Origin of the sequence: Pseudomonas sp. 2822-15, from assembly GCF_002742515.1 — a bacterium.
GTDB classification, from domain to species: domain Bacteria; phylum Pseudomonadota; class Gammaproteobacteria; order Pseudomonadales; family Pseudomonadaceae; genus Aquipseudomonas; species Aquipseudomonas salomonii.
This window is the reverse complement of record NZ_LJRY01000183.1, coordinates 247,575-265,867: the sequence shown is the minus strand read 5'-3', so window position 1 is coordinate 265,867 and position 18,293 is coordinate 247,575. Positions and strand designations below refer to the sequence as shown.

Below are 18,293 nucleotides of genomic sequence, written 5' to 3'. Positions count from 1 at the left end.
GCGAGCAGGCTTGCCCTGCGCTGGGCTGCGAAGCAGCCCCAAAGGCTAATAAAGTTTTCAGTCAAATCTCGCGCATAGATCATCAGGGCCGCTGCGCGCCCCAGCGCAGGGCAAGCCTGCTCGCCACAACAACCCCGGCGTCCACAGAAGTGCCGCAAGACAGGACACCTCCACCGCAGGTCTGCTAGGCTCCCGCCCCTGCGCCACCGCCTGCCTTTATATGAGACTCCCCGCGTGCCCGACGCCATTTTGCGCCTAGCCCTGCCCTCGCCCCTGCGCCGCCTGTTCGACTACCGGGCCCCGGCCGGCGTGTTGCGGGCGCAGTTGCAGCCAGGCATGCGCGTGCGCGTGCCGTTTGGCCGTCGCGAGATGATCGGCATTCTGATCGAAGTGGCCGATCACAGCGAGGTCCCTGCCGAAAAGCTCAAGCCGGCCCTGGCCATCCTCGATGCCACGCCACCGCTGCCGCCCGCGCTGTTCAAGCTATGCCTGTGGACCGCCCAGTATTACCAGCACAGCCTCGGCGATACCCTGAGCTGGGCGCTGCCGGTGCTGCTGCGCCAGGGCGAACTGGCTGAGGCACGCCAGGAGCGTTTCTGGTCGATGGTGCCCGGCGCACGCCTGGATGACCCGCGCATCGCCCGCGCCCCGCGCCAGCGTGAAGCCCTCGCGACCCTGGCCCAACACCCCCACGGCGTGGCCCACCAACTGTTAAGCAAGCTGATGCTGAGCAAAGACAGCCTCGACCTGCTGCTGGCAAAGGGCTTGGTGCAGGTGGAAATCCGCAAGCACGCGCCGGACCCGCGCCACGACCATTGGCTGGCTCAGCCGGAACTGCCGCTGAACCCCGAGCAGCGCGCCGCCTATGAAGCCATTCGCGCCGGTTTCGACAGTTTCCACGCCTTCCTGCTCGCCGGCGTCACCGGCAGCGGCAAGACCGAAGTGTATTTGCAGCTGATCCGCGAAACCCTGCAAGCCGGCAAGCAGGCACTGGTGTTGATCCCGGAGATCAACCTGGGCCCGCAAACCCTGGCGCGCTTCGAACAGCGCTTCAACGCCCGCATCGCGCTGGTGCATTCGGCGGTCAACGACCGTGAGCGCCTGGAAGCCTGGCTGGCGGCGCGGGACGGCGAGGCCGACATTATTATCGGCACCCGCTCGGCACTGTTCACGCCGATGAAGAACCCTGGGCTGATCATCATCGACGAGGAGCACGACGGCTCCTATAAACAGCAGGAAGGCCTGCGTTACCACGCCCGCGACCTGGCGCTGGTACGCGCGCGCCAGGAAGACATCCCGATTGTGCTGGGCTCGGCCACACCGTCCCTGGAAAGCCTGCACAACGCCTATACCGGCCGTTATGGCCTGCTGCGCCTCAACGAGCGCGCAGGCGGCGCCAAGCAACCACGCTTCCTGCGCCTGGATGTAAAAAGTCGCCCGCTGGACAGCGGCATTTCCGGGCCGATGCAACAGGCCATCGGCCAAACCCTCGCCGCCGGCCAGCAAGTTCTGGTATTTCTCAACCGTAGGGGCTTTGCGCCGACGCTGTTGTGCCATGACTGCGGCTGGATGTCCGAGTGCGAACGCTGCGATGCACGCATGACCGTACACCAGCGCCACGGCGAGCTGCGCTGCCACCACTGCGGCCATGTGGAGCGCGTGCCGCGCCACTGCCCACAATGCGGCAAAGTGGATTTGCGCCCCGTGGGTGCGGGCACCGAGCGCGCCGAGGAGCGCCTGGGCATTCTGTTTCCGGATTACCCGGTGCTGCGCGTCGACCGCGACAGCACTTCGCGCAAAGACGCGATGAACCAGCTGTTCGCGACCATTCAGAAAGGCCAGCCGTGCATCCTGATCGGCACGCAGATGCTCGCCAAAGGGCACCACTTCCCACGGGTCACGCTGGTGTCGATCCTGGACGCTGACGGGGGTTTGTTTTCCGGTGACTTCCGCGCCAGCGAGCGCATGGCGCAGTTGATCGTGCAGGTGGCAGGCCGTGCCGGGCGCGCCGAAGAGCCGGGCAAGGTAATTATCCAGACGCACCTGGCCGACCACCCTTTGCTGATTCAGCTGACAGAACAGGGCTACTTCGCTTTCGCCGAACAGGCCCTGAGCGAACGCCGCTCCGCCGGCCTGCCGCCGTTTGCACACCTGGCGCTGTTGCGCGCCGAAGCGCACAAGCCAGGGCAGGCCGAAAGCTTTCTCGACGAGGCCTGCAGCGCTGCCGAACGTTTGCTCGGCGAACTGGGTCTGACCGGCATCGAATTGCTCGGCCCGGTCCCCGCACCGATGGAGCGTCGCGCCGGGCGGTATCGCGCTCAGCTACTCTTGCAGGCAACGTCCCGTGCACCGCTGCATCGACTATTAAATAGCTGGATGCTTGCCCTGGAGCAAATGCCCAGCGGCCGCCAAGTGCGATGGTCGTTGGATGTGGATCCGGTAGACCTGTATTGACTGCAAAATCGCAATCGCAGGCAAGCCAGCTCCCACATTTTGAAATATGAACCCCCTTAAATGTGGGAGCGGGCTTGCCCGCGATGAGGCCCGCAGGTCCATCAACCTGTCTGAATGGTTGGCAAGCCCGCCCTCGCCACGGATAATGCCGAGTTTTTCCACCTGCGCATCGCGCACCGCCGCTTGCGGTCGAAAGAGAACACCATGAAAGACACCATTCGCCAGCTGATCCAACAAGCCCTCACCCAACTCGTCAACGAAGGTGTGTTGCCTGAAGGCCTGTCGCCGGCGATCCAGGTGGAAAACACTCGCGACAAGACCCATGGAGACTTTGCCAGCAACATTGCGATGATGCTGTCCAAGCCTGCCGGCATGAAACCGCGCGACCTGGCGGAGAAAATCATCGCCGCGCTGCCGACCGACGAGAGTGTGACCAAGGCCGAAATCGCCGGCCCGGGTTTTATCAACTTCTTCCAGAACACCCAGGCCCTGGCTTCGCGCCTGGACGCGGCCCTGGCGGACGCCAACATTGGCGTGCGCAAGGCCGGCCCCCTGGAACGCGTGGTGATTGACCTGTCGGCCCCCAACCTGGCCAAAGAGATGCACGTGGGCCACTTGCGCTCCACCATCATTGGCGACGGCGTGGCGCGCGTGCTCGAGTTCCTGGGTGACGACGTGATCCGGCAGAACCACGTGGGCGACTGGGGCACCCAGTTCGGCATGCTGATGGCCTACCTGCAGGAAAACCCGATCACCAGCAACGAGCTGGCCGACCTGGAAAACTTCTACCGCGCCGCCAAAAAGCGCTTCGACGAATCCGAAGAGTTCGCCGACCGCGCCCGTGGCCTGGTGGTCAAGCTGCAAGCCGGCGATGAAGATTGCCTGGCGCTGTGGGGCCGTTTCCGTGAGATTTCGCTGTCGCACTGCCAGGAAATCTACAAGCTGCTCAACGTGAAGCTGACCATGGCCGACGTGATGGGCGAAAGCGCCTACAACGACGACCTGATCAACGTGGTCAACGACCTCAAGGCTGCCGGCCTGTTGGTTGAGAGCAACGGCGCGCAGTGCGTGTTCCTCGAAGAATTCAAGACCGCCGATGGCGAGCCGCTGCCGGTGATTATCGTCAAGGCCGACGGCGGCTACCTGTACGCCACCACTGACCTGGCAGCCGTGCGCTACCGCAGCGGCGTGCTCAAGGCCGACCGCGCGCTGTACTTTGTCGACCAACGCCAGGCCCTGCACTTCCAGCAGGTGTTCGAAGTGGCGCGCCGCGCAGGCTTCGTCACCCACCCGATGCACATGGAGCACATGGGTTTTGGCACCATGAACGGCGCCGATGGCCGCCCGTTCAAGACCCGCGACGGCGGCACCGTGAAGCTGATCGACCTGCTCAACGAAGCCCAGGAGCGTGCCTACAACCTGGTGAAGGAAAAGAACCCGGAGTTGGCCGAGGCCGACCTGCGCAACATCGCCCGCGTAGTGGGCATTGGCGCAGTGAAGTACGCCGACCTGTCCAAGCACCGCACCAGCGACTACAGCTTCAACTTCGAACTGATGCTCAACTTCGAAGGCAACACCGCGCCGTACCTGCTGTACGCCTACACCCGTGTGGCCGGTGTGTTCCGCAAGCTGGGCAAGGATTTCAGCGAGGTTGAAGGCCGGATCGTGCTGGATGCCCCGCATGAACAGGACCTGGCGGCCAAGCTGGCGCAGTTCGGCGAAGTGCTCAACAGCGTCGGTGAAAAAGGTACGCCGCATATCCTCTGCACGTATTTGTACGAAGTTGCCGGCCTGTTCTCCAGCTTCTACGAGAACTGCCCGATCCTTACGGCAGACGACGACGCCCAAAAGCAAAGTCGCCTGCGCCTCGCCGCACTGGCTGGACGGACCCTCAAGCAAGGCCTGGAACTGTTAGGCCTGGAAACCCTGGAGCGTATGTAAGTTGGCTGCCAAGAAAAAACCTGCACCCAAGCGCGGCGCCAGCCGCTATCAGGCACCGGCGAAGAAGCCAATTCCGGGCTGGCTGTGGATGGCTATCGGCCTGGCGGTCGGCGCGTTTGTGGTGATCCTGATGAAACTGGAACCCGGTAAGGGCGATGACGTCAAACGGGTCAAGCAAGAACAGCAGAAAGCCACGAAAATCGCCGAAGCCAATAAAACAGCGCCAAGCCCGACCGCACCCGTGAAGCCGAAATACGACTTCTACACGCTGTTGCCGGAATCGGAAGTGATCGTGCCACCCGACGCCGTGCCGGAGAAAACCCTGCCGACGCCGCAAGTGCCGACCACACCGGTGACACCAGCGGAAGCGGCGAAAATCGACACCGCACGCGCTCAAGCCGCGTTGGCCGGTATCACTCCGCCGCCACCGCCACCGGTGGCGACCACCAAGGCGGCGCCGGTGACCAAATTCTTCCTGCAAGCGGGTTCTTTCCCGAAACAGGCGGATGCTGATCGTGTGCGTGCGCAGATCATTCTGTTGGGCCAGTCGGTAACGGTAGAGTCCGGCACGGTGAAGGATGCGACTTGGTATCGCGTGTTGGTGGGGCCGTTCAGTAACCGTGAACAGCTGACTGTGGCGCAGAAGCAACTGGCGGGTGCAGGCTTTAGCAATCTGTTGTTACAACAACGCCAGAGCCGCTGATTCCGGCTCAACGCCGATCGAAATGTGGGAGCTGGCTTGCCTGCGATAGCGATGTAACAGTCCATATTTTCAGTGGCTGACACACCGCTATCGCAGGCAAGCCAGCTCCCACACTTGGTTTTACGGTGCTTTCTGGAAGGTGTCAGACCAGCAAACACCACTCGTCCGCACACACATCCTACGGTTGAAATCCCCCCGGCCACCCCCATATGAGATTCCATCAGGGCATTTTCGCCCCGCTGCGTGGAGACTCTCCCCTTGACCACCATCGTTTCAGTACGTCGCCACGGCAAAGTCGTCATGGGCGGCGACGGCCAGGTTTCCCTGGGCAACACCGTGATGAAAGGCAACGCCAAGAAAGTGCGTCGCCTGTACCACGGCCAGGTTCTCGCCGGTTTCGCCGGCGCCACTGCCGACGCCTTCACCCTCTTCGAACGCTTCGAAGGCCAGCTGGAAAAACACCAGGGCCACCTCGTTCGCGCCGCTGTCGAACTCGCCAAAGAATGGCGCACCGACCGCTCCCTCAGCCGCCTGGAAGCCATGTTGGCGGTCGCCAACAAAGACGCATCCTTGATCATCACCGGTAACGGCGATGTGGTTGAACCCGAGCAAGGCCTGATCGCCATGGGTTCCGGCGGCGGCTACGCCCAGGCGGCAGCCAGCGCCCTGCTGAAGAAAACCGACCTGTCGGCCCGCGAAATCGTCGAGACCGCCCTGGGTATCGCCGGCGATATCTGCGTGTTCACCAACCACAACTTCACCATTGAGGAGCAGGACCTCGCCGAGTAAGCCGTAGGCTTATTCCGCTTGAGGCCGCCAAACACTATGTCCATGACTCCCCGCGAAATCGTCCATGAACTTAATCGCCATATCATCGGCCAGGACGATGCCAAGCGCGCCGTTGCCATTGCGCTGCGTAACCGCTGGCGCCGGATGCAACTGCCCGAAGAACTGCGCGTTGAAGTAACGCCCAAGAACATCCTGATGATCGGGCCGACAGGCGTGGGTAAAACCGAAATCGCCCGACGCCTGGCCAAACTGGCCAATGCTCCGTTCATCAAGGTCGAGGCCACCAAGTTCACCGAAGTGGGCTACGTAGGCCGTGACGTTGAGTCGATCATTCGTGACCTGGCCGACGCCGCCCTGAAAATGCTGCGCGAGCAGGAAGTGACCAAGGTCAGCCACCGCGCCGAAGACGCCGCCGAAGAACGCATTCTCGATGCCCTGCTGCCACCGGCACGCATGGGCTTTAACGAAGACGCCGCGCCAAGCTCGGATTCCAACACCCGCCAGCTGTTCCGCAAGCGCCTGCGTGAAGGCCAGCTGGACGACAAGGAAATCGAGATCGAAGTGGCCGAAGTGTCCGGCGTCGACATCTCCGCACCGCCTGGCATGGAAGAAATGACCAGCCAGTTGCAGAACCTGTTCGCCAACATGGGCAAGGGCAAGAAGAAAAGCCGCAAGCTCAAGGTGAAGGACGCGCTGAAGCTGGTGCGCGACGAAGAAGCCGGGCGCCTGGTGAATGAGGAAGAGCTCAAGGCCAAAGCCCTGGAAGCGGTCGAGCAGCACGGCATCGTGTTTATCGACGAAATCGACAAAGTGGCCAAGCGCGGCAACTCCGGGGGCGTGGATGTGTCCCGCGAAGGCGTACAGCGCGACCTGCTGCCGCTGATCGAAGGCTGCACGGTGAACACCAAACTGGGCATGGTCAAGACCGACCATATCCTGTTTATCGCCTCCGGCGCGTTCCACCTGAGCAAGCCAAGCGATCTGGTGCCGGAGCTGCAAGGCCGTCTGCCGATTCGCGTGGAACTCAAGGCGCTGACCCCCGGCGACTTCGAACGTATCCTCAGCGAGCCGCATGCTTCGCTCACCGAGCAATACCGCGAACTGCTGAAAACCGAAGGGTTGGGCATCGAATTTCAGCCGGACGGCATCAAGCGTCTGGCGGAGATTGCCTGGCAGGTCAACGAGAAGACTGAAAACATCGGCGCCCGTCGCCTGCATACGCTGCTTGAGCGTCTGCTGGAGGAAGTGTCCTTCAGTGCCGGCGACATGGCCGGCTCGCAGAATGGCGAAGCGATCAAGATTGACGCTGAGTACGTCAATAGCCACCTGGGCGAATTGGCGCAGAACGAAGATCTGTCTCGTTATATCCTGTAAGCCTCACAGAAAGCGGCTTGCGTCGGAGCCTGGCTTGTGTGGGAGCTGGCTTGCCTGCGATAGCATCACCTCAGTGTTTGTGAAACACCGAGGTGTCTGCATCGCGGGCAAGCCCGGCTCCCACACAAGCCAGCTCCCACAGTTTCAAGCCGGTTCCTTCAGGATCATCTCTTATGTCGAAATTCCCCACCGCTGTAAACCTGCACAAAACCTCCAACACCCTCGGCCTCACCTACGGGCCGGACGAGGTGTACCAACTTAGCGCCGAACTGCTACGCACCCACTCGCCTTCCGCCGAGGTCCAGGGCCACGGCAAACCCATCCTGCAATTCGGCAAGCTCAACGTGCGGCTGACCAAGATAGAACCCGCCGGCCAGTACGCACTGAAATTGACCTTCGATGACGGCCATGACAGCGGACTGTTCACCTGGGACTACCTCTACCAATTGGCCGTGCGCCAGGAAGACCTGTGGGCCGACTACCTCGCCGAACTCAAAGCCGCCGGCAAAACCCGCGACCCGAGTGAGTCGGTCGTGCGGCTGATGCTCTAACTCAGGCGTCTTGCGCTTTAGAGGGCATTTTCTAATTTCATCTGCTTGAATGCCCTGTCGCGTGGTCAACGATTGGCCCGCTTGCGAAAAAAATTAAACTCGGGTAACCAATGGAACTGGCAAGTTCCCTGCATTTGACGATGCGGTATCAACGGTCATCCGAGTCGCAGTACCAGGCTGGTGTCGTGTATCGAAATTGGGTGCGCAGCAATCGCCGGTACTCGTCTTTCGGACAATGGAGCGTCGTAGATGAGTAACAAGAATAACGATGACTTGAAACGCCAGGCCTCGGAAAACACCCTGGGGCTGAACCCGATCATCGCGTTACGCAAAAAGGATTTATTGGCCTCAGCGAAGATGGTGCTGACCCAAGCCATCAAGCAACCGTTGCACAGCGTCAAACACGTCGCGCATTTTGGCGTGGAATTGAAGAACGTGATGTTCGGCAAGTCCGCACTGACGCCCGAAGGCGATGACCGTCGCTTCAACGACCCGGCGTGGAGCCAGAACCCGCTCTACAAGCGCTACCTGCAAACCTACCTGGCGTGGCGCAAGGAACTGCACGACTGGATCGGCGACAGCAACCTGTCGGAACAGGACATCAGCCGCGGCCACTTCGTGATCAACCTGATGACCGAAGCCATGGCCCCCACCAACAGTGCGGCCAACCCGGCGGCAGTCAAACGCTTCTTTGAAACCGGCGGTAAAAGCCTGCTTGATGGCCTGTCCCACTTGGCCAAAGACATGGTGCACAACGGCGGTATGCCGAGCCAGGTGAACATGGGCGCCTTTGAAGTCGGCAAGACCCTGGGCACCACGGAAGGCGCTGTGGTGTTTCGCAATGACGTGCTGGAACTGATCCAGTACAAGCCCATCACCGAGCAGGTGCACGAGCGCCCACTGCTGGTGGTGCCGCCGCAGATCAACAAATTCTATGTATTCGACCTGAGCCCGGAAAAGAGCCTGGCGCGGTTCTGCCTGCGCAATGGCCAGCAGACGTTTATCGTCAGCTGGCGCAACCCGACCAAGGCGCAACGCGAGTGGGGCCTGTCGACCTATATCGAGGCGCTCAAGGAAGCGGTCGATGTGGTCACGGCCATTACCGGCAGCAAAGACGTGAACATGCTCGGCGCCTGCTCCGGCGGCATCACCTGCACCGCCCTGCTGGGCCACTACGCGGCGCTGGGGGAGAAGAAGGTCAACGCCCTGACCCTGCTGGTGAGTGTGCTGGACACCACGCTGGACACCCAGGTGGCGTTGTTCGTCGACGAACAGACGCTGGAGGCGGCCAAGCGCCACTCCTACCAGGCCGGCGTGCTGGAAGGCCGCGACATGGCCAAGGTGTTTGCCTGGATGCGCCCCAACGACCTGATCTGGAACTACTGGGTCAATAACTACCTGCTCGGCAACGAGCCGCCGGTGTTCGACATCCTGTTCTGGAACAACGACACCACGCGCCTGCCGGCCGCCTTCCATGGCGATTTGATTGAGCTGTTCAAGAACAACCCGCTGGTGCGCGCCAATGCCCTGGAAGTGTGCGGCACGCCGATCGACCTCAAGCAGGTGACCGCCGATATCTACTCACTGGCCGGCACCAACGACCACATCACGCCGTGGCAGTCGTGCTACAAGTCGGCGCAGCTGTTTGGTGGCAAAGTGGAGTTTGTGTTGTCCAGCAGTGGGCATATCCAGAGCATTCTCAACCCGCCAGGCAACCCCAAGGCGCGTTACCAGACCAGCGATGGTTTGGCGGGCAAGCCGCTGGAGTGGCAGGAGAATGCCACCAAGCACACTGACTCGTGGTGGCTGCATTGGCAGGTGTGGCAGGCCGAGCGGGCGGGCAAATTGAAGAAAGCACCTACAAGCCTGGGTAATAAAGCCTACGCAGCAGCTGAGGCGGCGCCGGGTACTTATGTGCACGAACGATAAGCAGATTTTGCGGTAGAAATACGATCAATGTGGGAGCTGGCTTGCCTGCGATAGCGGTGGGCCAGCTAGCTGATGAGCTAACTGACAGATGGCTATCGCAGGCAAGCCAGCTCCCACATCAACCGAGTTCTTCCAGACACGTAGCGCCACTTCACAGGGCTTGAGCATGCCGCAACCGTTCATCTTCCGTACCATCGACCTGGATGGCCAGACCATCCGTACGGCGGTACGCCCGGGCAAGCCTCACTTGACGCCGCTGCTGATCTTCAACGGCATCGGCGCCAACCTGGAGCTGGTGTTTCCGTTCGTCCAGGCGCTGGACCCGGACCTGGAAGTGATCGCCTTCGATGTGCCGGGTGTGGGGGGTTCCTCAACACCCAGCGTGCCCTATCGCTTTCCCGGTTTGGCCAAGCTCACTGCACGCATGCTCGATTACCTGGACTATGGCCAGGTGAATGCGGTGGGTGTGTCCTGGGGCGGCGCGTTGGCGCAGCAGTTTGCCTATGACTACCCTGAGCGCTGCAAAAAACTGATCCTCGCGGCCACGGCAGCCGGGGCCTTTATGGTGCCGGGCAAACCCAAGGTGCTGTGGCTGATGGCAAGCCCCAGGCGCTATATCCAACCGTCCCACGTGGTGCGCATCGCACCGATGATTTATGGCGGCTCGTTCCGCCGCGATTCCAAACTGGCCGCCGAACATGCGAGCAAAGTGCGCTCGGCGGGCAAGCTCGGTTACTACTGGCAGCTGTTTGCAGGCCTTGGCTGGACCAGCATTCACTGGCTGCACAAGATCCGCCAACCGACCCTGGTGCTGGCCGGAGACGACGACCCGCTGATTCCGCTGATCAATATGCGCATGCTCGCCTGGCGCATTCCCAACGCACAGTTGCACATCATCGATGATGGCCACTTGTTCCTGATTACCCGCGCCGAAGCCGTGGCGCCGATCATCATGAAGTTCCTTGAAGAGGAGCGCCTGCGCGCGGTGATTCACCCACGACCGGCGGTGTAAGGACTACGCCGCCGCGCAACTTGCCAGGAACCGACTATGGTTCTGAATTGGCGTGCCTGTTGATGGCTTGACGAAGGAGTGTTGGCTCATGCGAGAAAGACCCGTGACGAACCCGGCGCCCACCCCTGCCGCGTTCATCAACGCGCAAAATGCGATCAGTGGCTTGCGGGGCCGGGATTTGCTGGCGACCCTGCGCAGTGTCGCCAACCACGGCTGGCGCAACCCGCTGTACACCGCTCGGCACGCCCTGGCCCTGGGCGGCCAACTCGGTCGCGTGCTGCTGGGTGAAACCGTGCATGCCCCCAACCCCGCTGACAGCCGCTTCGCCGACCCGACCTGGGCGCTTAACCCGCTGTACCGGCGCAGCCTGCAAGCCTATCTGAGCTGGCAGAAACAAACGCGCGACTGGATCGACGACAGCTCGATGAGCGCCGATGACCGCGCCCGCGCGCACTTTGCCTTCTCACTGATCAACGATGCGGTCTCGCCCTCCAACACCTTGCTCAACCCGCTGGCCATCAAGGAGCTGCTTAACTCCGGCGGCAACAGCGTGGTGCGCGGCGTGAGTAATTTGTTTAACGATTTGCTGCACAACAACGGCCTGCCCAGCCAGGTCAGCAAACACGCTTTTGAAGTGGGCAAAACGGTGGCAACGACCGCGGGCTCTGTGGTGTTTCGCAACGAGCTGCTGGAACTGATCCAGTACAAGCCCATGAGCGAAAAGCAGTACGCAAAGCCGTTGCTGATCGTGCCGCCGCAAATCAACAAGTACTACATCTTCGACCTCAGCCCCGCCAACAGCTTTGTGCAGTACGCCCTGAAAAACGGCCTGCAGACGTTTATGGTCAGCTGGCGTAACCCGGATGTGCGTCACCGCGAGTGGGGCCTGTCCACCTATGTGGCGGCGCTGGAGGAAGCGCTGAATGTGTGCCGGGCAATCACCGGTGCCCGTGAGGTCAACCTGATGGGCGCCTGCGCCGGTGGCCTGACCATCGCTGCGCTGCAAGGCCACCTGCAAGCCAAGCGCCAGCTGCGGCGCATCTCCAGCGCCAGCTACCTGGTGAGCCTGCTGGACAGCCAGATCGACAGCCCCGCCACCTTGTTCGCTGACGAACAGACCCTGGAAGCCGCCAAGCGCCGCTCCTACCAGCAAGGCGTGCTCGACGGCCGCGACATGGCCAAAGTCTTCGCCTGGATGCGCCCCAACGACCTGATCTGGAACTACTGGATCAATAATTACCTGCTGGGCAAAGAGCCGCCGGCGTTCGACATTCTCTACTGGAACAACGACAACACGCGCCTGCCCGCCGCGTTGCATGGTGACCTGCTGGACTTCTTCAAGCACAACCCGCTCAGCCACCCTGGCGGCCTGGAGGTGTGCGGCACGCCCATCGACTTGCAGAAGGTCACCGTGGACAGTTTCAGCGTGGCCGGCATCAACGACCACATCACGCCGTGGGACGCGGTGTATCGCTCCACCCAACTGCTGGGCGGCGAGCGGCGCTTTGTACTGTCCAACAGCGGGCATATCCAGAGCATCCTCAACCCGCCGGGCAACCCCAAGGCCAACTACGTCGAGAACCCGAAGCTGAGCAGCGACCCCCGCGCCTGGTATTACGACGCCCGTCACGTCGAAGGCAGTTGGTGGCCGCAGTGGCTTGCGTGGATCCAGCAACGGTCGGGCGTGCAGCGCGAGACCCTCACCGCCCTGGGCAACCAGAATTACCCACCGATGGAAGCGGCGCCAGGCACGTACGTGCGGGTGCGCTGAGCTCAACGATCAGATTAAGAAGACTGGATGAAGACCCGCGACCGTATCCTTGAATGTGCCCTGCAGTTGTTCAACCACAAGGGCGAACCGAACGTGTCGACCATGGAGGTGGCGAATGAAATGGGGATCAGCCCCGGCAACCTCTACTACCACTTCCATGGCAAGGAGCCGTTGGTGCTCGGGTTGTTCGAGCGTTTCCAGAATGAACTGGCGCCCCTGCTCGACCCGCCGGCGGATGCGCAACTCAAACCCGAAGATTACTGGCTGTTCCTGCACCTGATCATCGAGCGCATGGCCCATTACCGGTTCCTGTTCCAGGACCTGTCGAACCTGGCCGGGCGCCTGCCCAAGCTGGCCAAGGGCATTCGCAACTTGCTCACGGCGCTCAAGCGCACCCTGGCTTCACTGCTTGCGCGCTTGAAGGCAGCGGGGCAGTTGGTCAGTGACACCCAGGCATTGGGGCAATTGGTGGAACAGATCACCATGACCCTGCTGTTTTCCCTGGACTACCAGCGGATTCTCGACCGTGAGGGCGAGGTGCGGGTGGTGGTGTACCAGGTCATGATGCTGGTGGCGCCGCACCTGCTATTGCCGGCGCGGCAGGCGACTGAGCGGTTTGCGCTCAAATACCTGGATGACGCGGATTAAAAATGTGGGAGCGGGCTTGCCCGCGATAGCAATTTATCAGCCAATACCTGGGTGGCTGACACTCCGCCATCGCGGGCAAGCCCGCTCCCACATTGGAAATGCGGTGTATATGAGACTTCCATAAAAAAACGCCCGACCTTCACAGGCCGGGCGTTTTTTGTGCCCTGAAGAAATCAGGACTGACTGGATGGCGTCGGAGTTACCGGCGTTGCAGTCGGGGCGGTAGCAGCATGGGTCGGTGCGGACACCGAATTGGCTGTCGACGCGGTTGGCGCTGGGGTTGCAGGCTTGGCCGCAACAGCAGGCTTGGACGCTGCAGGCTTCTTGGCAGCTGCTGGCTTCTTCGCGGCGGCAGGTTTTGCCGCAGGCTTGGCAGCCACTGGTTTTGCTGCAGCAGGCTTGGCAGCAGCTTTAGCGACTGGCTTGGCAGCAGGTTTCGCAGCTGCGGTTTTAGCCGCAGGCTTGGCCGCTGGTTTCGCTGCCGCTTTGGCCGCTGGCTTAGCCGCAGGCTTGGCAGCGGCTTTAGCGGCCACGGGTTTTGCTGCAGGCTTGGCAGCCGGTTTGGCAGCGGCGGTTTTTGCAGCCGGTTTTGCCGCAGCTTTAGCCGGGGCCTTGGCCGCAGGTTTCGCAGCTGGCTTGGCCGCCGCTTTTACCAAAGGCTTGGCAGCGGTTTTAGCAGCCGGTTTAGCCGCCGCGGTTTTAGCCGCAGGCTTGGCAGCCGGTTTAGCGGCGGCGGTTTTGGCTGGAGCCACTTTAGCGCCGGTGAGTTTTTCGATTTGCCTGGTCAGGGTATCGACCTTGCTGTGCAGCGTCTTCAGTTCCGCTTTGCTGGGCACGCCCAGTCGCGAAATGGCACTGTTGAGACGCTTGTCGAAAGTTTCTTCCAACTTGCCCCAGGTGTCAGAAATGCTCGACTTGGCGGAGCCGGCAGAGGCCTTGGCCGCTTCAACTTTTTTACCAACCGTGGTCTTGGTCAACTTCTCGGCCTTTTCGCCGTCCTTGACCAATGTCTCGAAGTATTTGCCGCCGTCACTGCTAACCTTCGAGTACACGCCTAAACCAGCAAGCCAGATCTTACGGGAATATTTTTCAACCTCCCCGATCCACGAGCTGCCTTCTTTCTGAGTAGTCTTTTTAACAGCCATCCCGATGTCTCCTTAGTGTTTACGCGCGACACGTTCTAGCAATGTCGTCAGCTCTTCGAGCTTAGCAGAGAGTGTCTCCACGTCATGTTTAGACGCAATGCCGATTCGATTCAAGGCACTTGCAACACGCGTGTCAAAAGCTTTTTCAACTTTATCCAGTTGAACTTCAACCAAACCTTTGACGCTGGAGACATTACTCTTTACTTGGTCAATCTGACTGTTGGCGGCATCAAGTTGTTCAACCACAACTTTTTTGCCTTTACTTTCAACATGTTGACCGGTCTTAACCAGCTCTTTGAAGTACTCGCTGCCTTCGCTGCCGACCTTGGCATAGGCGCCAAGTCCTGCCAGCCAGATCTTGCGGGCGTAGCTTTTAACGTCACTCAGGGCAGTGGACTGAAGGTCGATTTTTTTCTTCAAAATAACTTTGGCCATGGTGCACCTCACGCGGATCAGGGTCGAGGAACGGCCCGCAGGAGTTGAGGGCTTGGGCACAAAGTAGGCTGGAAAATTAGAATCGGCACCCTAAGAACACATCGATCAAGCCAGCGCCTTATCCAGGGCTTTCTCGATTTCAGACTTGATGGTGCCACTCATGGCCGACATCAACAGGCCCAATTCAACGTCAATGCGCAGCGATTCATCGGCGACTAACACCGTGCCTTTAACCCCGGAACGCTTGAGGTTCAGGCTATCGCCCGACCACGATGACTCAAGGCCATATTGCTCCTTGAGTTTGTGCGCCAACTTCTCGGCCTTCGCGCGTGCGCCTTCTTTACCCAGGGAATGTGCACGCTCAACGGTAATACGGGCCATTGCAATGACTCCTCTTTATATCGACTCAGAACACCTGCCATGCGGCAAAAGGTCTCGATGAACACCTATCTTACCTTCAGCCTTGCCAAGACAAAGCAGGCGGTGGGGATTATCATGTCCCGCATTCTCTTTTGGTGACAGCGATATGACTGATCAGCGCAAAGGCAGCGATGCCGAACCCACCACTCACTTCGGCTTCAAGAACGTTCCGGAAAGCCAGAAAGCGGAAAAAGTCGCTGAGGTGTTCCACTCCGTTGCGGCCAAGTACGACCTGATGAACGACGTGCTCTCGGGCGGCATGCACCGCCTGTGGAAGCGCTTCACCATCGAGTTGTCGGGTGTACGCACCGGCAACCGCGTGCTCGACATCGCCGGCGGCACGGGCGATCTGGCGGCCAAGTTCTCCAAGCTGGTCGGCCCGACCGGCCAGGTCGTGCTGGCAGACATCAACGGTTCGATGCTCAAGGTCGGCCGTGATCGCCTGCTGGATAAAGGCGTGGCCGGCAATATCGAGTTCGTGCAGGCCGACGCTGAAAAGCTGCCGTTCCCGGACAACCATTTCGACTGCGTGACCATCGCCTTCGGCCTGCGTAACGTGACCCATAAAGAGGACGCGATCCGCTCGATGCTGCGCGTACTCAAACCGGGCGGCCGCCTGTTGGTGCTGGAGTTCTCCAAGCCGACCAACGCGCTGATGTCCAAGGTCTACGACACCTACTCGTTCGCCTTCATGCCGTTGATGGGCAAGCTGATCACCAATGACGCCGAGAGCTACCGCTACCTGGCCGAATCGATCCGCATGCACCCCGACCAGGAAACCCTGAAGTCGATGATGGTGGAGGCCGGTTTCGACCGCGTGACCTACCACAACATGACCTCAGGCATCGTCGCCCTGCACCGCGGCATCAAGCCCTGATGCTGTTCGCAGGCCTCCTCGCCAGCGTCGAACATGGCATCAACCGTGTTCTGCGCCTGGACAGCACCGCCCTGGCGCGGCTTGCGCACCTGAACGGCAAGGTGATTGCCGTCGATTGCACCAGCCCCGCCCTGCAGCTGTTTATCCTGCCCAGCGATGAAGGCCTGCTGCTCGCCGGCGATTGGGCCGCCGAGGCCGACTGCACCCTGCGCGCACCCGCCTCGAGCCTGTTGCACCTGGCGCTGAGCCGCAACAAGACCGCGATCCTGCACAGCCCCGACGTGGAACTGGAAGGCGACAGCGCGGTACTGATGGACCTGGCCGCCGTGCTGCAAGACCTGGAACTGGATTGGGAATACGAGCTGTCACGCTGGATCGGCCCGGTGGCCACCCAGTTGATCAGCGGGCACCTGCGCAGCCGCTCGCGCTGGTACCAGCAAGGGTTCGCCAGCCTCAACCAGAACCTTGCCGAATACCTGAGCGAAGAATCGCGCACCCTGGTCGGAGATCGGGAAGCGCAAGCGCGCTTTCGCGAACTCGACAAGGCCAAAATCGACCTGGAACGCCTTGAGGCACGCTTCGAGCGCCTGAGCCGTTCCCTTGATCCAAGCGATAACGCATGAAGCTGCTCGCCGTCCGCCGTTTGTTTCGTATCCAGCGCGTCGTAATCCGCTACCGCCTCGATGACCTGCTGTTCGCCCTGCCGTTGCCGTGGTTTTTGCTGGCCGTGCGTTATGTGTTGCCGTGGCGCTGGTTCCCGCGCAAACCGCTGGAGTTGAGCCGTGGCGCGCGCCTGCGCCTGGCGTTGCAGGACCTGGGGCCGATCTTTATCAAGTTCGGGCAGATCCTCTCCACGCGCCGCGACCTGCTGCCCGAAGACATTGCCGACGAGCTGATGCTGTTGCAGGACCGCGTGCCGCCCTTCGACTCGCAACAGTCGATGAAGCTGATTGAAGAACAGCTGGGCAAGAAGATCAGCGAGGTGTTCAGCCGTTTCGACGTCGAGCCGCTGGCCTCGGCCTCGGTCGCCCAGGTGCACGCCGCACAATTGAAGACCGGCGAAGAAGTGGTGGTGAAGGTGATTCGCCCCGGCCTCAAGCCGATCATCGGCCAGGACCTGGCGTGGCTGTTTATCCTCGCCCGCGCCGCCGAACGCTTCTCCGCCGATGCGCGCCTGCTGCACCCGGTGGACGTGGTCGCCGACTACGAAAAAACCATCTACGACGAACTCGACCTGCTGCGTGAAGCGGCCAACGCCAGCCAGCTCAAGCGCAACTTCGAAGGTTCAGCGCTGCTGTATGTGCCCCAAGTGTATTGGGACTGGTGCCGCCCCAAAGTGCTGGTGATGGAGCGCATCTACGGCGTGCAGGTCACCGACCTCGCCACCCTGGCCGACCAGCGCACCGACATGAAGATGCTTGCCGAGCGTGGTGTGGAGATCTTCTTCACCCAGGTGTTCCGCGACAGTTTCTTCCACGCCGACATGCACCCGGGCAACATTTTCGTCAGCACCGTCAACCCGTGGAGCCCGCAGTACATTGCGATCGACTGCGGCATCGTCGGCAGCCTGACCCCGGAAGACCAGGATTACCTGGCGCGTAACCTGTTCGCCTTCTTCAAACGTGACTACCGCCGCGTGGCGCAATTGCACATTGATTCGGGTTGGGTGCCGGCCGAAACCAAGCTCAACGAATTCGAAGCGGCGATCCGCACGGTGTGCGAGCCGATCTTTGAAAAACCGTTAAAAGATATTTCCTTCGGCCAGGTGCTGATGCGCCTGTTCCAGACCGCGCGGCGCTTCAACATGGAAGTGCAGCCACAGCTGGTGCTGCTGCAAAAAACCTTGCTCAACATCGAAGGCCTGGGCCGCCAGCTGTACCCGGACCTGGACTTGTGGAACACCGCGCAGCCGTTCCTGGAACGCTGGATGCGCGAGCGCGTCAGCCCGAAAACACTGCTGGGCAACCTGCACAGCCAGATGGAACAACTGCCGCACCTGGCCAACATGACCCGCGACCTGCTGGAGCGCATGTCCCAGCCCCACGCCAAAGACCCTGCGCCGCCGTGGCACAGGCGCAAGGACGACTGGTTCCTGCGCCTGCTGGGCGCCGCCCACTTGGTCGGCGGCGTGATGCTGGCGATTGGCGGGCCGCTGAACCAATTGGGCCATTGGCCGGCGGGCATCATGGTCGCCGTGGGTGTTTATCTGATCGTGCGCCGATAGCCGATCCGGTTATACACTGT

16 protein-coding genes are annotated in these 18,293 nt (G+C 61.1%); 13 read left to right on the top strand and 3 right to left on the bottom strand.

The genetic code is table 11. The features are described 5' to 3' along the window. Positions 1 to 234: 234 nt before the first annotated feature. The 10 genes from AOA59_RS13340 (at position 235) to AOA59_RS13295 (ending at position 13,172) form a co-directional block, all read left to right on the top strand. The gene (locus tag AOA59_RS13340; RefSeq protein WP_099487783.1) at positions 235 to 2,454 is read left to right on the top strand and encodes a primosomal protein N'; all 2,220 of its coding nucleotides are present in this window, start codon (positions 235 to 237) and stop codon (positions 2,452 to 2,454) included. A 204-nt stretch (positions 2,455 to 2,658) separates the two neighbouring features. After that, positions 2,659 to 4,395: an arginine--tRNA ligase gene (gene argS, locus AOA59_RS13335; RefSeq protein WP_099488073.1), complete on the top strand. Its 1,737-nt coding sequence runs from the start codon at positions 2,659 to 2,661 to the stop codon at positions 4,393 to 4,395. Position 4,396: 1 nt separating this feature from the next. Next, complete coding sequence (locus tag AOA59_RS13330; RefSeq protein ID WP_017138577.1) at positions 4,397 to 5,098, top strand: SPOR domain-containing protein; 702 nt, start codon at positions 4,397 to 4,399, stop codon at positions 5,096 to 5,098. A gap of 258 nt (positions 5,099 to 5,356) precedes the next feature. Beyond that, complete coding sequence (gene hslV, locus AOA59_RS13325; protein ID WP_099487781.1) at positions 5,357 to 5,887, top strand: ATP-dependent protease subunit HslV; 531 nt, start codon at positions 5,357 to 5,359, stop codon at positions 5,885 to 5,887. A gap of 36 nt (positions 5,888 to 5,923) precedes the next feature. Beyond that, positions 5,924 to 7,261: an ATP-dependent protease ATPase subunit HslU gene (hslU, locus tag AOA59_RS13320; RefSeq protein ID WP_017138578.1), complete on the top strand. Its 1,338-nt coding sequence runs from the start codon at positions 5,924 to 5,926 to the stop codon at positions 7,259 to 7,261. 173 nt (positions 7,262 to 7,434) lie between these two features. Further along, the gene (locus AOA59_RS13315) at positions 7,435 to 7,812 is read left to right on the top strand and encodes a gamma-butyrobetaine hydroxylase-like domain-containing protein (RefSeq protein ID WP_065930764.1); all 378 of its coding nucleotides are present in this window, start codon (positions 7,435 to 7,437) and stop codon (positions 7,810 to 7,812) included. Between the two features lie 249 nt (positions 7,813 to 8,061). After that, a complete protein-coding gene (gene phaC, locus AOA59_RS13310; RefSeq protein WP_099487779.1) occupies positions 8,062 to 9,741 on the top strand; it encodes a class II poly(R)-hydroxyalkanoic acid synthase in 1,680 nt (559 codons plus the stop codon). A gap of 166 nt (positions 9,742 to 9,907) precedes the next feature. Further along, positions 9,908 to 10,753: a poly(3-hydroxyalkanoate) depolymerase gene (phaZ, locus tag AOA59_RS13305; RefSeq protein WP_017138580.1), complete on the top strand. Its 846-nt coding sequence runs from the start codon at positions 9,908 to 9,910 to the stop codon at positions 10,751 to 10,753. An 88-nt stretch (positions 10,754 to 10,841) separates the two neighbouring features. Continuing rightward, positions 10,842 to 12,524, top strand: coding sequence for a class II poly(R)-hydroxyalkanoic acid synthase (gene phaC, locus AOA59_RS13300; RefSeq protein WP_099487777.1), 1,683 nt, complete (start codon positions 10,842 to 10,844; stop codon positions 12,522 to 12,524). Positions 12,525 to 12,551: 27 nt separating this feature from the next. Beyond that, on the top strand, positions 12,552 to 13,172 hold the full coding sequence (locus tag AOA59_RS13295; RefSeq protein ID WP_056860627.1) for a TetR/AcrR family transcriptional regulator: 621 nt from the start codon (positions 12,552 to 12,554) through the stop codon (positions 13,170 to 13,172). A gap of 173 nt (positions 13,173 to 13,345) precedes the next feature. Here AOA59_RS13295 and AOA59_RS13290 read toward each other — a convergent pair whose 3' ends face one another. The 3 genes from AOA59_RS13290 to AOA59_RS13280 all read right to left on the bottom strand — a co-directional run bounded on the left by AOA59_RS13290 (position 13,346) and on the right by AOA59_RS13280 (position 15,133). Then, the gene (locus tag AOA59_RS13290) at positions 13,346 to 14,317 is read right to left on the bottom strand and encodes a phasin family protein (RefSeq protein ID WP_099487775.1); all 972 of its coding nucleotides are present in this window, start codon (positions 14,315 to 14,317) and stop codon (positions 13,346 to 13,348) included. A 12-nt stretch (positions 14,318 to 14,329) separates the two neighbouring features. After that, the gene (locus tag AOA59_RS13285) at positions 14,330 to 14,752 is read right to left on the bottom strand and encodes a phasin family protein (RefSeq protein WP_058422366.1); all 423 of its coding nucleotides are present in this window, start codon (positions 14,750 to 14,752) and stop codon (positions 14,330 to 14,332) included. A gap of 105 nt (positions 14,753 to 14,857) precedes the next feature. Beyond that, positions 14,858 to 15,133: a polyhydroxyalkanoic acid system family protein gene (locus tag AOA59_RS13280; RefSeq protein ID WP_017138585.1), complete on the bottom strand. Its 276-nt coding sequence runs from the start codon at positions 15,131 to 15,133 to the stop codon at positions 14,858 to 14,860. Between the two features lie 145 nt (positions 15,134 to 15,278). Between AOA59_RS13280 and ubiE the strand changes: the two genes are divergently transcribed. From ubiE to ubiB, 3 genes are read left to right on the top strand one after another with little or no spacing between them, the layout of a single operon-like run. Continuing rightward, the gene (ubiE, locus tag AOA59_RS13275; protein ID WP_003171186.1) at positions 15,279 to 16,049 is read left to right on the top strand and encodes a bifunctional demethylmenaquinone methyltransferase/2-methoxy-6-polyprenyl-1,4-benzoquinol methylase UbiE; all 771 of its coding nucleotides are present in this window, start codon (positions 15,279 to 15,281) and stop codon (positions 16,047 to 16,049) included. Then, on the top strand, positions 16,049 to 16,672 hold the full coding sequence (locus tag AOA59_RS13270; RefSeq protein ID WP_099487774.1) for an SCP2 domain-containing protein: 624 nt from the start codon (positions 16,049 to 16,051) through the stop codon (positions 16,670 to 16,672). Before ubiE ends, AOA59_RS13270 begins: the two co-directional genes overlap by 1 nt. Further along, entirely contained in the window at positions 16,669 to 18,273 is a 1,605-nt protein-coding gene (ubiB, locus tag AOA59_RS13265; protein ID WP_099487772.1) for a ubiquinone biosynthesis regulatory protein kinase UbiB, read from the top strand. The genes AOA59_RS13270 and ubiB overlap by 4 nt, the downstream gene beginning before the upstream one ends. The last annotated feature ends 20 nt before the right edge of the window (positions 18,274 to 18,293 follow it).